This window comes from Kaistella gelatinilytica, assembly GCF_015679325.1.
In the GTDB taxonomy this organism is placed as follows: Bacteria; Bacteroidota; Bacteroidia; order Flavobacteriales; family Weeksellaceae; genus Kaistella; species Kaistella gelatinilytica.
In genome coordinates this window covers 783,054-797,125 of record NZ_JADPVI010000002.1, presented here as the reverse complement: position 1 = coordinate 797,125, position 14,072 = coordinate 783,054, and the positions used below count along the sequence as shown (strand labels likewise).

The window sequence follows — 14,072 nt, the reverse complement described above, 5'->3', positions numbered from 1 at the left end:
TTGCGATTCTTCCGCACTATTGCCAATACGATGTTATCTGCATTCTATTTTATTTGTAATGTATGACTTTGTCAATTTCCAGGGGATTGTTGTATTTGCGAATAATAGATTGCATACTTTTTACTAGAGTATTCAATTCTTCAATATTATGTGCTTCTTTGCCCCCAATATTGATTTTTAAATCCGTATTATTTTTGAAACTTTCCCTTTCAAATGCGAAAGGATCGTTGTAAAAATTTAATAATAGTTTTCTTTTTTGTTGTTCATTTATTGGTATCGCTTTATTTCCAAAATTGCTTTCCACAAAGCTTTCTGTTGAAATATTTTCTTTTAAATTTTGATTTTTTACCAATTTGTAAATAAAATTTTGTTTGTCGTCCATAATTTCAAATATCAATCCTGGCAATCCGCAAAATTTGTAAGGACCTTCATTAAAGGGAATGTCTTTATTAAACCAGGCAATCCATTTTCTTCCTCCAAAATTTCCGGTTGCCTTTTGAAGTGTATATCCGTTTTCGCTTTTTGTTTCTCGAAGAATATTCCATGTTATAGGATCACTGGTAATGAACGAATAATATTCAAATTTTATATTAATGAAATTTTCATTTTTTGATGTTCCGTTTTTTCGCTTAACAATTTGTCCTGTCATATCTACGTATCTATTATCAAGATTTCCGAACTTATTATTCAGTGAATCAGTGACTAGCAGATCTCTTCCATAGAATTTAGTATCCAATTGTCCAATATCTAAAACCATGTACGATTTTTGATATTCAATTTCCGTTGAGTCCATTTTTAGTTTAAGTTCGTAAATGTAACGATTAGTTTGCGCTCCTAAAATACTTGTTGCGAGTAAAAGAATAAGGGTAAGAAATTTCATTTATGATATTTTAATTTTAGATTGCAGATAACGGTTGGGTATTTCTGTTGGCGGGATTTTTTATAAATGGTCTTTGTAAATATAACAAATTGATCAATTAACAAAAATCTTTATGATAGAAACTTCCGACCCGCTAATAGAAATACCGTGTTACCAGCAGTACTTTTAGTCAATGATTCCAATTTCTAAAACTTTAATTTTTTTCCACTTTCCATTTATAAACTGAAATAAAACTGTTTCTAAATATTCTGAGTTTTGAATTTTTACAATTGCTAAATTAAGTCCTTTATTGAAAATAGGTTGATTAATAAACAGAACACATTTGTATTTTGAAAGAGTGTTTTTCCAACTTTTATCTTGTGCTTCATCAGTATTAGCAGTTGTGTCAATTTTAATTACTTTTTTATTTGCTAGTAAATTTTCTTTCCAATAAAATTTTTCGCGAGAGATTAATTGATTTTCTATGAAAGTTGAATCATTTTCCTTTAAGTTTCGCAAGAAATAATTTAACTCGCTTTCATCAATATTTTCATATATAAATCGTTTTGTTTCAAGAATATTTGGACATGATTTATAAACGCGATTTTCAATTAATGCACTATTTATAAAGTTGTAAATGATTTTTTCACTGACCGGATTTTGAATTATCTCTGCTTGAAATTTAGATTCATTCTTTTTACATCCAACAAAGAAGATGAAAACTATAAAAATGATGACTTTGAACTTCATACGATTTTATGATAGTATTGCTGGTAACGGTTGGGTATTTCTGTTGGCGGGGACTTTTTATAACAAGCCTTTGTAAATATAACAAATTGAACAATTAGCAAAAATCTTAATGATAGAAACTTCCGCCCCGCTAATAGAAATACCGTGTTAGCGATTGCCTTTTATTTACAGATCTCAATTTTCATCATCTGGCTCATCTAATTCAGGTGTTGCCATTACTCTCGATATTGTCCAAATTGTTCCTTTGCCTTTCCATGCTTTAGTTGCCCAAATTATTCCTATGACAAGTCCTAAAGTTGCTATTATAACTCCTAATACAAGTCGAGTAGAAGTTTGGTTAGGAAAATAAATAAAAGATCCAATACAAATTCCAATTAAAAAAGGTGATGCTACTATTTGTAACCAACCAATCGATTCAGTGATAAGTTCGAAGAATTTAGACATTTATTTGTTTTAATTTATTCAAAGGTTTTATTACTTAACCTGGTTTTAAGGTAGTCGCTAACGGTTGGGTATTTCTGTTGGTGGGGACTTTTTTTAAGAAGTCTTTGTAAATATAACAAATTGAACAATTAGCGAAAACTTTTATGATAGGAACTTCCGACCCGCTAATAGAAATACCTTGTTAGTAGCCGTTTTTATTTTATGTTATTTCTATAAAAATAACCAATGAAATTCTGTTTTAAGATTTGTTTTTGTTTCCGCGATAATTTTGTTTTTTGATAAAATGTTTCTTTAGACTCACAGTTTTTAAACGCATTAAATTCATCCGTTTGATTATTTTCCGAAATCTTATTTATGATAATCTGTAGTAAGGAACGGTCAGAATTTTTATCAAATTCTGGCAATAAAATATCTGTGGTAAAATACGAAGTTGTTCCCTTTGTGTAAAGGACTCTCTTGGATAAAATTTTATATAGTACTATTTTGTTTTCGTATTTGAGAGAATCAAACACGATTTCTTTACAGTCAATTGTCAAACTAACTTTTTGAGAGTAAACATTTATATTTAAAAGAAATATAAAAATTCCAAAAATCTGTTTTATATTTTTTTTCAAATCGTGAATTGTCGCTGGTTTTTAAAATGGCTACTAACGTCCGGGGATTTCTGCAGGCGGGGTTTAATATAACTGCGTTATCTATTTACGAATATAGTGATAATATCTAAAATCGTGGATTAAAAACTTCGTCCCCGCTTGTAGAAATCTTGTGTTAGCTGCAGTATTTCTTCTCCAAAAAGTTTTTAGTTAGACAGAAATTTTTATTCAGGTTGATAATTTTTAGAAAGGGTAGAAGTTTACCTCATTGAGTTAAGTTAGATTTAAATTTCTCCAATAAATTCCAAAATTCAAGGAAAAGTTTTCCAGTGTGGGTTTTTCCGTGATTCACAGTAAATTTCCATTCCTATAAATCTCCGCACGAAAATTACAGTCCATTCTTACAGGTGAGATTTCAGTAATTCTCAAGAATTTCGTAAAAAAATCCGATCTTAAAACTCAAAAAAAATTGGCTAAAAAAGCGGTGTGGAAATATTGCAGCTAACGGTTGGGTATTTATGCAGGCGGGCTAAAAATACGAAAACTTTATACTTGCTAAAAACTTAATTAATGGCTAAAATCTTCGATGAAAACTTCAGACCCGCTTGTATAAATACCTTGTTAGCGGTTCGTTCTTTTATCCTCCGCATTTTACATTGTATTAAATTCACCCGAATATTTCGTTGGATAAATAACCTCATAAAACCAGTCATCATTATCCACCAAAACTCTTCTACCTATTAAAACATTTTTGTCTAAATTATTTTGTTGCAAAACTTCACGAACAACTTGTAATGATTTATCAATGTCCGTTACAGTATAAAGCATATTTCCACCGCCTGGTCCTAAGTCACTAGCGAACCATTCCCCAAGTTTTTTATTTTCAAGAGCCTTACTCAATTTATCTTCAATTTCTTGTCGTTTGTCAAGTAGTTGCATTTCGTCCTTGAAACCTATAGGCTGAATTTGAACAAATAAAACTTCATTGCCTTTGAAAGTTGTCCAGTTGTACGTGCGGAGTAATTCAGTTTTTTTATTGTCAAGTTGTTGCTTCGTCAACTGTTGAAGAGAAGTAAAAGTCTGTTTGCCACTTTCAGGAGTTGATATGTTTAACTCATATAAATGCAAGTCAAACTTACCATTGCCATTTTTCAATGCTCTTGCAACATTAATGATATTGTCTGACTTTTTGTATAAACTGAAAATTTCTTTGTCCGCAACCAAAGTTGATTTCGTTTGTCCTTCAATTTGCTTGTTTGAGTTTTGATTGCAACTTGTCAAGCCAACAAATATTAGAAGTCCTAATGTGAATACTTTAAATGTCATTTTTATTTCTGTCGTTTATGTTCTGGTGGTCGTCCTTAGAATGACCGCTAACGGTTGGGTATTTCTGTTGGCGGGGACTTTTTATAACAAGTCTTTGTAAATATAACAAATTGAACAATTAGCGAAAGTCTTGATGACATAAACTTCCGCCCCGCTAATAGAAATACCTTGTTGGCAGAAGTTTTTTATTTATTTCCCGAGAAGATATTGATTATTCCTTTCCTAAAATTCGAATCTTTTTCTGATATTACAATATAGTCTTCATTCGTATTGATCATTAAAAAAAATTCGATATCATCTTTTGTTTTTTCAGTTGACACAATTTTTAATATTAGAACATCTTTGGAAGTTAGGTCTACTTTTCTGCGATTTTGATTGTAGCATTCAAAAGTAAAATTTTGAGGGATCTTATGAACCTGCATTTTTTGTTTTAATATTTCCGTAAATGCCTTAACAAAATTATCAGTTTCTTTTCCGATATTTGAAAAAACCAAAGGATATGAAACTGCTATTTCTTTTTCAAATACTTTATTGACTTTAATTTGAAAACCTACAATTTTCCCTTTATAAATTCCTTTTATTAAAAAGATGATTTCATCATCAATTTCATTTTTTGCGACTATATTAATTTTAATATCTGTAGTTGAAAATATATTTTCAGAAATTTTAATTTGTTCTACTTTACTGCTATTATCTACAATGTTTTTAGTGCACGAAAATATTACAAAATATAAGATAATTAAATATTGTAAAATTTTCATATATGATGTTTTAGTTTTTAAAATTTCTGCCAACTTACTTATATGCTCAACTTTATCGCAATTTATTGAGCAAATATAACAATATGCTGTTGTGTTTGCTCAACTATAGTTGAGTTTTATTTTTTTTATAAATCATCAAAAGGACTTTTAATATGCTGTAAATTTTTCGTGCTTACGTGCGTGTAGATTTCCGTGGTTCTACTGCTGTTATGTCCTAATAATTCTTGAATATATCTTAAATCTGTTCCGCTTTCTAACAGATGCGTAGCGTAACTGTGTCTAAGCCAGTGCAGCGTTACAGGTTTATTGATATTTGCTAATTTAATACTTTTCTTCAGAACCTCCTCCAAACTTCTTTCAGAATATCTAAAACCTTTTTGATGCCCTTCAAACAGAAAATTTGTTGGTTTGTATTCTTTGTAATAGATCCGCAGTAAGTCCAAAATTTTCGGAGATAGTGGCGTTATTCGATCCTTCTTTCCTTTAGACTGTCTTATAATAACAATGTTTCTTTTAGAGTCTATATCCAAAGGTTTTAAGTTGAGTAACTCGCTTCTGCGCAAACCACAACTGTAAATCAAACTCAACATCATTTTATGTTTGATGTTGCTGTGCGCGTTCAGAATAGATTTTACTTCTTCTTTGCTTAAAACATTGGGCAAGATTTTTGGTGTTTTCGGGCGGTGAATTTTTTCAATTTCTATTTTAGTTTCACGAATGGTTTTAAAATACAATTTTACAGCACTCGTTATTTGATTTTGATAGGAAGCAGAAAAATTATTTTTTAAAATATATTCCGTATTAAAATAGAGGACATCATCGTTTGTAATTTCTGAAATATTCTTTTTTCTGAAAAAAATAAAAAAAGAACGAAGTCCGGCAGAATAGGTTTTTATAGTATTTTGGCTATACCTTTTCGAAGAGAGCCACTGTATAAATATTTTAATTTGCTCAATACCATCATTGGAAGGAAGCGTATCTTCTTGTTGAATGATTTTAAACCGCTCCCTGTTTTCAAACGTATCCGGAATGTGCCAAAGCTTTTTTTGGGCGCTCCAGCGTGCATCCCCAATTAGTCTTATTTTGCGAATCAGTTCTTGATCCTTCTCGAATTCCACAGCAATTCTATCTAAATTATTGTGTTTAATTAGTTTTGCTTTCCAAATCATAGCAGGTTGATTTTGAGTAATAAAGATAACTAATGTAAAATAAAGTGACTGGAATGATAGCCGCGATCGAAACGGCATCCTTTTTTGAAGAGGAACGAGGAGAAAAAGACCTGCCCGTCGGCAGACAGGTACAGTGGGGAGCGGGACTGGTTTTGTAAGAAGCGAAAATCCTGTTGCTCCTAATAAAAACAGCAAGACTTGCCAACAAACTAAAAAGCACTGAAAAATCAATGCTTTTTATCCTTTCACTTTACTTTTTTCCCCTTAACCCGGGACAGGTTTTATGATAAAAAAAGTCCGGGAGATTTCCCCGGACTTTCTATTTTTTAAACGACTCCTTGAGCCAGCATTGCTTCTGCTACTTTCACGAAGCCCGCAATGTTTGCGCCTTTCACGTAATTTACATAGCCGTCTTCTTCTTTTCCGTAATCTCTGCACGCTTTGTGAATGCCGATCATAATTTCTTTTAATCGGGCATCAACTTCTTCTGAGGACCAGTTCAAACGAATTGAGTTCTGTGTCATTTCTAATCCAGAAGTGGCAACTCCACCTGCATTTGATGCTTTTCCCGGGGAGAATAAAACTTTGCTGTCCAGGAAATAGTTGATCGCATCCAGCGTTGAAGGCATATTTGCAGCTTCAGTTACACAGATCACGCCGTTCTCAACCAATTTCTGCGCATCCTCCAGGAATAATTCATTTTGCGTTGCGGCAGGAATTGCTACATCACATTTTACACCCCAAGGTCTTTCTCCTGCATGAAATTCAGCAGTCGGATATTTTTTTACATAATCTTCAGCTCTGTTGTTTCCGGAAGAACGAAGCTCTAATAAATAATCTATTTTTTCACCGGTAATACCGTCTTTGTCGTAGATGTAACCATCTGGTCCTGAAATGGTAATTGCTTTACCACCCAATTCTTCTACTTTTTTGACAACGCCCCAGGCAACATTTCCAAACCCGGAAACAGAAACGGTTTTTCCTTTAAAGGTTTCACCAATTGTTTTCAACATTTGCTCAGCGAAATATACAACACCATAACCTGTAGCTTCCGGTCTGATCAATGAACCACCGTAAGCCAAACCTTTTCCGGTCAATACTCCTGTAAATTCGTTGCGTATTCTTTTATACTGTCCGAATAAATAACCGATTTCTCTTGCTCCAACTCCGATATCTCCTGCTGGAACGTCGGTTTCCGGACCAATATGTTTGCACAATTCTGTCATGAAAGCCTGGCAAAAACGCATCACTTCCATATCCGATTTTCCCTGAGGATCGAAATCTGAACCTCCTTTTCCACCGCCCATTGGAAGTGTGGTCAAAGAGTTTTTGAAAGTTTGCTCAAAAGCCAAAAATTTAAGAACTGATAAATTGACGGTCGGATGAAAACGAATTCCACCTTTGTAAGGTCCGATCGCAGAGTTCATCTGAATTCTGAATCCTCTGTTAACTTGAATTTCGCCTTTATCATCAACCCAGGAAACGCGGAAAATAATAGTCCTTTCCGGTTCTGCCATTCTTTCCAGCAGTTTCATGCCATTATATTGTGGCTTGTTTGCAATAAAAGGAATCACAGTGACTGCAACTTCTTTTACAGCCTGAAGAAACTCGGGCTCGTTAGGATTTTTAGCTTCAATTTTAGCAATGAATTCTTCAATTTTTTGCTCTACATTATAGTGCTCCATAGAATGGTGATTATTATTGTTAACAAATTTAATTTTTTTTTCAAAACTTACAAGTAAAAATTTGTAATTTGATAAAATATTAATAAAATTCAACTTTATTTTTATTAAATCGATAATTTTAACACTTATCGTATTAATTATTGAATGTTAAGTGAATATTAATAGATTTTTAAAAACGAATAAATGCTAAATGGCAAGATATTGTCTTCCCGAAAGTGCTTTGATGTAACCCGAAATTTCCAGTTGCAGTAAATCTGGCAATATTTTATAGGTAGCGGTTTCAATTTTTTCAGAGAGCTCATCCAAAGAGATGGGTTGGGTTTTATCAATCGCGTTTAAGATATTTTGCTGACTCTCCGATAGATGGATCCGTACTTCGGATCGTGGGAAAAGTTCACCCGTTTTTTCAGAATCGCCATGAAAACCAAGTTGTTCAGACATCGCAGAAATCATAGAAATAACGCCCGCTTTATTCTGAAATATCAACTGGTTGCAGCCCTGACTGTATTTATCTGAGATTCTTCCCGGCAATGCAAACACTTCCCGATTATAATTGAGGGCAAAAGTTGCGGTACTGATGGAGCCACCGCCAAAAGCAGTTTCTACAACGATCGTTGCCGGAGATAATCCTGCAATAACCCGGTTTCTCTGGATGAAATTTTCGCGATCAGGTTTTTGAGAAGAATTAAATTCTGAAAAGAGGACGCCGTTTTCTTCCAGTATTTTTTCGGCTAGTTTTTTATTTTTGGAAGGGTAGAGGGTGTGAAATCCATGCGCTAAAACTGCCACGGTAGGGATATTATTTGTAAGGGATATTTGGTGGACTTCTGTATCAACTCCTAAAGCCAAACCACTTACGGTGATTATATTTTTGTTTTTCACCTCCTCTAAAAAATCTTGAATGAAGTGTTTTCCATAAGAAGTAATATTTCTGGTTCCGACTAAACTGAGTGGTTTTAAAGAAGGATCATAGATTCCTTTTTGATAGAGAATTGCGGGTGCATCGTCACACTCGTTCAAAAAAGCAGGCAGATCATTTTGATGGCGAAGATTAATTTTGATGTTATTTTTCTCGCAGAATTTTAGTTCTTTCTCCGCAAAATCTAAATGGTCGGGATTGCCAATTTCCAGAGAAATTTTTTTGCCAATTCCGTATATATTTTTTAAACCTGATTTTGAAAGATCCCATACTTCTTTTGCAGAACCCACTTCACCAACCAGTTTACGGAAAATAATATCGCCGATCAAAGGGCAATGTCGAAGAGCAACAGAATAAAGCGTTTCTTCCGAAAACATGGTTAATTTTTATCAAATTTATAGAAAATTAATCATTTCTTTCGAATTTCATCTAAGTGATCCCACAGATCTTCTTTTTTACGGTAAGGTAATTCTAAGAAGTCGTCTGGATGATTTTCTTTGTATTCCTGCCACAATTTATCATCCTTTTCACTGTAATAATTCGGGAATTCCCAAATGAAATGGATATTTTTCTCCCCATTTTTTCGGAAAACGAAAGCGATAATAACTCCTACCACGGCGCCGGAAAGATGCGATTGCCAGGAAATTCTGCTTGGTTCCGGGAGATGAGAAAATAATTCTTCGGGTACCACGCCCCAGATCAAACTTCCATAATATAAAGCGACGACAAGCGAAACAGTAAGCAATTTCATATTCCACCGGAAAATCCCACTGAAAAAAAGGAAAAATGCCAAAGTGTAAACAATTCCACTTGCGCCAATAATGCAGACATGGTTAATTTCGCCCGTAAAAATATCAACAGGCGGAAGAAGCCAGACCAAAAAGGCCGAAACAAACCAACCCAGAAAAAATACCTTTTTACCAATAAATGGATAAAACTGGAAAAGAAGAAAGATGAGGACGAAAATAGGAACGGAATTTCCAAATATATGTTCAAGACTGCCGTGCAGAAAAGGAGAAAGGAAGATGCCTTTTAATCCAGCCGGATTGAGGGGAATAATTGCGCCACTGCAACCTTCAAACCAGCCGACATGCTGCAGAAGAAATCCGATCCACATGGCCGAAACCATTGCTGCTGCGTATAAAACTGCTTTAAAACTGAGGGATTCCTTAAACATAAATACAATTTTGTCAAAACTGTTGCCAAAAAAATTAATAAGTAAATATGGCTATAACTTTTTAATTGAAGTTAAGAATTCAGACAAAAAGTTCTAATTGTTTGCATTTAATTTTAGAGATTTCAGGGTTTATCATAACTTTGTACGCTATGAGAAAGTTTTTTTTAATCGCTATTTTTTTAATTACTTCGGGAAATTTTTTAGCGCAAATCCGTACAAACACTTTAAAGGAAATCGATTCTATTTCTCAGAAAAGGTGGGATTCTGTTGCGTTGGATCTTGACAGTTTGGCGAATCCAAAGTTGGTGAACTTTGACATCCATTTTAAAGATACCATCGTTATTCGCGATAAAATAGTCATGGCAGATCTTACGGAAAGCATTCCCATCACGCCCTACAACATTATGAAGTTGACCACCGCAAAAAGATGGTTCTATTTCGGACAAAATAATTTTGTTTTTAATCAGTCTTCTTTCTCTAACTGGAATTCTGGGGGAAATAATAATATTGGCATCATCGGAAAAATAAACTATAATTTTAGTTATAAAAATGGCAAGCATTTTCTGGATAACACGCTTCAGCTTGGGTACGGTTTTGTAGCCTCGCAAGGGGAGCAATCCAGAAAAACCGAAGATTACATTAACCTCATGACCAACTATGGTTATGATATCGGGAAGAATTTTTACCTCTCCACAGGTTTTCAGTTTTTATCGCAGTTTTCTCCCGGTTATAATTTTTCCACAACACCGAATCCGACTTTTGAAGACCGTATTTCCCGTTTTATGGCACCGGGATATTTGAACGCAGGTTTGGGTATATCGTATAATCCAAATGAAAATTTTCAGGTGATTTTCAGACCGATCAATGGTAAGTTTACTTTTGTGCTCGATCCTTATCTGCAAAAAGAAGGAAAATATGGGTTGGAACATGATGGGCAAAGTGTTCGTGCAGAGTTAGGTGCTTTGGTGAATATTCTCTACCGAATTAATATTTATAAGGACATTAATCTGGTGAACAGGATCAACTTCTTTAGCAGTTATACAAATCAACCTCTAAATGTTGATGTTTCCTATAATGGAACACTGAACTTTCGATTCAATAAATTTATTTCTACGGTCGTAAGTTTAGATCTGCTTTACGATCATGATCAGATCGAGAAACTTCAATTGAAGCAAACGTTGGGAATTGGCTTTTCCTACAATTTTGGTTATGAAAACAGGGAGAAGAATAAAAAACTGATCAAGCCTTTTATCACGAATTAATGGGAGGTAGCGAAGATTTAAAAGTTGTTTTTCTTAATTCCTAAAAATTGGTGGCACGTGAATTGAGACTTTGTTCATCATAACTTAATATTATGAAAAAGTTTTTTTTATCAGCAATTATTTTAGGTGCTTTCTCTTTTGGATATTCACAATCAACGTATTATAATGATTATTCGAACAGTGTAAACACGATGAATTGGGAATCGGTTGCCTCAAGTTTGGTTCTCAACGCCACTCAGAAACAGCAGTTATCGAATTTGAACAACCAGTATCCAACCTACGATTCCTGGAATGCAAAATATGCAAATCAGCCGGAAAAATGGTCGAGTGATCGATACAGTTCGATGCAGAGGATTTTGGGTAATGATAAATACAAAAAATTCAAAAATAAATATTACAAAGGTCAAAATCCTGTAGCCGTTTACAATAAAAACAAGCACCACGATTCGAGAAAGAAACATATGGAGCATAAATCCAAACACAGAAACGAATCTTACAAAGCGAGAGATTACGAAAAAAGTAAAAAACGTGGAGATGGAAGTCACCTTTGGGTGAAAGGTCACAGATAATGTGCTTCGTTTCTAATAAATAGAAAAAACCGACTCAGGATAGAACTTGAGTCGGTTTTTTAGTGTTTGATTGTTACACAGCGAATTTCAATTTGAAAATATTTGAATTGGTCTTCAGAAGAAACGCGATCTCACCAAAAAATTTCAATAATTATACACTCCAGAATTCACGGTCGAGACTTCGATACTGAATGGCTTCTGAAATATGAGAGGAATTGAGCGTTTCGGTAAGTTCCAGATCTGCGATCGTACGGGAAACTTTTAGAATTCGATCATAAGCCCGCGCAGAAAGATTCAACTTTTCCATGGCGATTTTGATGAGGTTTTTTGAAGTTTCATCGAGTTCACAAAATTTTTCTATTTCTTTCGGACCCATTTGAGCGTTGTAGTGGATTTCTGTGTCCTTATATCTTTCGGTCTGAATTTCGCGTGCTTTCAAAACCCGGTTTCTTATCCCATCGCTTGTTTCCCCTTTTCTTTTGTCGGCAAGTTGTTCAAATTCTACTTTCTGAACTTCGATGTGAATATCGATCCGATCCAGAAGCGGTCCTGACAATTTGTTCATATACCGCTGCATTTCAAACTGTGAAGAAGTATTGTTCGGGTCATCAGGAAAATAACCACTCGGACTTGGATTCATGCTTGCGACCAGCATAAAACTCGCGGGATAATTCACGGTGAATTTTGCGCGGGAAATGGTGACTTCGCGATCCTCCAAAGGTTGACGCATGACTTCTAAAACCGTTCTTTTAAATTCGGGCATTTCATCTAAAAACAAAACACCGTTGTGCGCCAGGGAAATCTCTCCCGGTTGCGGGTAACTTCCTCCGCCAACGAGCGCAACATCGGAAATCGTATGATGCGGACTGCGAAAAGGTCGAACCGTCATCAAAGAAGTTTCTGTACCAATTTTCCCCGCAACAGAATGAATCTTGGTTGTTTCTAAAGCTTCTTTCATGGTTAATGGCGGCAAAATACTTGGAAGTCTTTTCGCGAGCATTGTTTTTCCACTTCCGGGCGGTCCGATGAGAATGATGTTATGTCCTCCTGCAGCCGCAACTTCCATGGCTCGTTTCGCGGTTTCCTGCCCTTTAACTTCAGAAAAATCAAAAGGGAAAAAGTTTATTTTGTCTTGAAATTCTTTTCGAGTATCCAAAATCGTTCTTTCCAAAGGAATATCTTCATTAAAGAAATCAATGACTTCTTTTATATTTTCGATGCCGTAAACTTCGAGTTGATCTACGATCGCTGCTTCCCGAATATTTTGTTTTGGTAAGATAATTCCTTTGAAACCTTCTTCTCTGGCTTTGATGGCGATGGGTAAAACTCCTTTGATGGGCAATAAGCCTCCATCTAAGGACAATTCTCCCATAATAATATATTCACCGATATGTTCAGCTTTTATCTGATCAGAAGCCGCTAAAATACCCAAAGCGATACTAAGGTCGTAGGCAGAACCTTCTTTGCGCAGATCTGCAGGAGCCATGTTGATGGTGATTTTTTTGCCCGGGATTTTGAAACCTACATTTTTGAGCGCGGCAGAAATTCGGTAACTGCTTTCCTTAATGGCATTGTCTGGTAAACCGACCAAATGATAGCCAACGCCGGAAGTATCCACATTTACCTCAATCGTAATTGTTTGTGCTGAAACTCCAAAAATGGCACTTCCATAAACTTTTACTAACATAATCTGTGTTTAATGAATAAAAGTAGGGAAATTTGGCGGATTGATAGAAAATTTATTTGAGTTGATCAGTTCTGTCATCAAAGATCCACATCAACACTGGTTTTGAAGCTTTCTGCAGCATTGGGTCAACTACTTTAAAACTTGCATTAGAAATAGTGGGACAACCCCAACCTTCGGGAGTTCCATTAGGAAAGACCTCTTCATCAGAAACGGCTTCCCAGGAATGAAAAACGATAAATCTTTTTAGTGCATTACTATTTGATTCCTCCAGACCATGCATCAAATATTTAATGTTCACACCCCACTCACTGTAGGCTCTTGCTCCAATTTTGTATTTTCCGAGGGAAGAACGGTGACTGTCTTCTACGTTGCTGAAAGTCGGATTATCTTTTGTGGTAGAAGTGCTCCAGGCATTATCTCCACAACCGTGACCTACTAAGAAACGATGGGTTATTTCATTTTTTTTAAAATCCCAGACGAAGAATCTCTTTTTTCCAGAGTGAATTTCCATATCAATCAGAATGCAGAAATCCTCACTCATTTTATTTTTTTTACAGAATTCTAAAGCTTCGGTCGCTCTTGATGTATAAGTTTTCACCATTGTTTTCGATAATGGAGCAATTACTTTACTTGATTTTTTAATTGAGTTTTCCTTGGTTTTATTGCAACTCAATGTCAATATAAAAAGGGCGAAGATGCAAATTATGGAGGAAATTTTACAGAGCATAAAGGATTGAATTTGGAATTGAAAATATATGAAATTTTCACAGATCATTTTTTGGAATTTATATTGAATTTCATTTGGTAAAAACCATTTTGTTTGGATTATTATATTTTAGGTCTGACTATTGCGTACCAATTACTGACTTTA

The 14,072-nt window shown here is 34.7% G+C and carries 14 protein-coding genes; 2 read left to right on the top strand and 12 right to left on the bottom strand.

Annotation, left to right across the window (positions count from 1 at the left end; genetic code table 11):
* Positions 1-49 precede the first annotated feature (49 nt).
* The 10 genes from IV494_RS10820 to IV494_RS10775 form a co-directional block, all read right to left on the bottom strand.
* The gene (locus IV494_RS10820) at positions 50-880 is read right to left on the bottom strand and encodes a GLPGLI family protein (protein ID WP_196080148.1); all 831 of its coding nucleotides are present in this window, start codon (positions 878-880) and stop codon (positions 50-52) included.
* Positions 881-1,045: 165 nt separating this feature from the next.
* Positions 1,046-1,609: a hypothetical protein gene (locus tag IV494_RS10815; RefSeq protein ID WP_196080147.1), complete on the bottom strand. Its 564-nt coding sequence runs from the start codon at positions 1,607-1,609 to the stop codon at positions 1,046-1,048.
* 174 nt (positions 1,610-1,783) lie between these two features.
* Positions 1,784-2,053, bottom strand: a complete 270-nt coding sequence (locus tag IV494_RS10810) for a hypothetical protein (RefSeq protein WP_196080146.1) — start codon at positions 2,051-2,053, stop codon at positions 1,784-1,786.
* 194 nt (positions 2,054-2,247) lie between these two features.
* Positions 2,248-2,667 (bottom strand): hypothetical protein, encoded by a 420-nt coding sequence (locus tag IV494_RS10805; RefSeq protein WP_196080145.1) that lies wholly within the window; start codon positions 2,665-2,667, stop codon positions 2,248-2,250.
* 630 nt (positions 2,668-3,297) lie between these two features.
* Entirely contained in the window at positions 3,298-3,972 is a 675-nt protein-coding gene (locus IV494_RS10800; RefSeq protein WP_196080144.1) for a hypothetical protein, read from the bottom strand.
* A 185-nt stretch (positions 3,973-4,157) separates the two neighbouring features.
* Positions 4,158-4,733 (bottom strand): hypothetical protein, encoded by a 576-nt coding sequence (locus tag IV494_RS10795; protein ID WP_196080143.1) that lies wholly within the window; start codon positions 4,731-4,733, stop codon positions 4,158-4,160.
* A gap of 125 nt (positions 4,734-4,858) precedes the next feature.
* On the bottom strand, positions 4,859-5,902 hold the full coding sequence (gene xerA, locus IV494_RS10790; protein WP_196080142.1) for a site-specific tyrosine recombinase/integron integrase: 1,044 nt from the start codon (positions 5,900-5,902) through the stop codon (positions 4,859-4,861).
* Between the two features lie 326 nt (positions 5,903-6,228).
* The gene (gene gdhA / locus IV494_RS10785) at positions 6,229-7,587 is read right to left on the bottom strand and encodes an NADP-specific glutamate dehydrogenase (RefSeq protein ID WP_196080141.1); all 1,359 of its coding nucleotides are present in this window, start codon (positions 7,585-7,587) and stop codon (positions 6,229-6,231) included.
* A gap of 186 nt (positions 7,588-7,773) precedes the next feature.
* The gene (gene dprA, locus IV494_RS10780) at positions 7,774-8,883 is read right to left on the bottom strand and encodes a DNA-processing protein DprA (protein ID WP_196080140.1); all 1,110 of its coding nucleotides are present in this window, start codon (positions 8,881-8,883) and stop codon (positions 7,774-7,776) included.
* A gap of 32 nt (positions 8,884-8,915) precedes the next feature.
* Complete coding sequence (locus tag IV494_RS10775; protein ID WP_196080139.1) at positions 8,916-9,683, bottom strand: rhomboid family intramembrane serine protease; 768 nt, start codon at positions 9,681-9,683, stop codon at positions 8,916-8,918.
* A 149-nt stretch (positions 9,684-9,832) separates the two neighbouring features.
* Between IV494_RS10775 and IV494_RS10770 the strand changes: the two genes are divergently transcribed.
* Together IV494_RS10770 and IV494_RS10765 are read left to right on the top strand one after the other, a co-directional pair.
* Complete coding sequence (locus tag IV494_RS10770; RefSeq protein ID WP_196080138.1) at positions 9,833-10,945, top strand: DUF3078 domain-containing protein; 1,113 nt, start codon at positions 9,833-9,835, stop codon at positions 10,943-10,945.
* Between the two features lie 92 nt (positions 10,946-11,037).
* Positions 11,038-11,514, top strand: coding sequence for a hypothetical protein (locus IV494_RS10765; protein WP_196080137.1), 477 nt, complete (start codon positions 11,038-11,040; stop codon positions 11,512-11,514).
* 151 nt (positions 11,515-11,665) lie between these two features.
* On the opposite strand, the gene IV494_RS10760 is transcribed toward IV494_RS10765, so the two are convergent.
* Positions 11,666-13,201, bottom strand: coding sequence for a YifB family Mg chelatase-like AAA ATPase (locus IV494_RS10760; RefSeq protein WP_039350656.1), 1,536 nt, complete (start codon positions 13,199-13,201; stop codon positions 11,666-11,668).
* Positions 13,202-13,253: 52 nt separating this feature from the next.
* On the bottom strand, positions 13,254-13,802 hold the full coding sequence (locus IV494_RS10755; protein WP_230380077.1) for a murein L,D-transpeptidase catalytic domain-containing protein: 549 nt from the start codon (positions 13,800-13,802) through the stop codon (positions 13,254-13,256).
* Positions 13,803-14,072: the final 270 nt, after the last annotated feature.

Bases quoted from the DNA above. Each gene is read 5' to 3' on its own strand.
- IV494_RS10820 (WP_196080148.1), bottom strand. From the start codon at position 880: ATGAAATTTCTTACCCTTATTCTTTTACTCGCAACAAGTATTTTAGGA.
- IV494_RS10815 (WP_196080147.1), bottom strand. From the start codon at position 1,609: ATGAAGTTCAAAGTCATCATTTTTATAGTTTTCATCTTCTTTGTTGGA.
- IV494_RS10810 (WP_196080146.1), bottom strand. From the start codon at position 2,053: ATGTCTAAATTCTTCGAACTTATCACTGAATCGATTGGTTGGTTACAA.
- IV494_RS10800 (WP_196080144.1), bottom strand. From the start codon at position 3,972: ATGACATTTAAAGTATTCACATTAGGACTTCTAATATTTGTTGGCTTG.
- IV494_RS10795 (WP_196080143.1), bottom strand. From the start codon at position 4,733: ATGAAAATTTTACAATATTTAATTATCTTATATTTTGTAATATTTTCG.
- xerA (WP_196080142.1), bottom strand. From the start codon at position 5,902: ATGATTTGGAAAGCAAAACTAATTAAACACAATAATTTAGATAGAATT.
- gdhA (WP_196080141.1), bottom strand. From the start codon at position 7,587: ATGGAGCACTATAATGTAGAGCAAAAAATTGAAGAATTCATTGCTAAA.
- dprA (WP_196080140.1), bottom strand. From the start codon at position 8,883: ATGTTTTCGGAAGAAACGCTTTATTCTGTTGCTCTTCGACATTGCCCT.
- IV494_RS10775 (WP_196080139.1), bottom strand. From the start codon at position 9,683: ATGTTTAAGGAATCCCTCAGTTTTAAAGCAGTTTTATACGCAGCAGCA.
- IV494_RS10770 (WP_196080138.1), top strand. From the start codon at position 9,833: ATGAGAAAGTTTTTTTTAATCGCTATTTTTTTAATTACTTCGGGAAAT.
- IV494_RS10765 (WP_196080137.1), top strand. From the start codon at position 11,038: ATGAAAAAGTTTTTTTTATCAGCAATTATTTTAGGTGCTTTCTCTTTT.
- IV494_RS10760 (WP_039350656.1), bottom strand. From the start codon at position 13,201: ATGTTAGTAAAAGTTTATGGAAGTGCCATTTTTGGAGTTTCAGCACAA.
- IV494_RS10755 (WP_230380077.1), bottom strand. From the start codon at position 13,802: ATGGTGAAAACTTATACATCAAGAGCGACCGAAGCTTTAGAATTCTGT.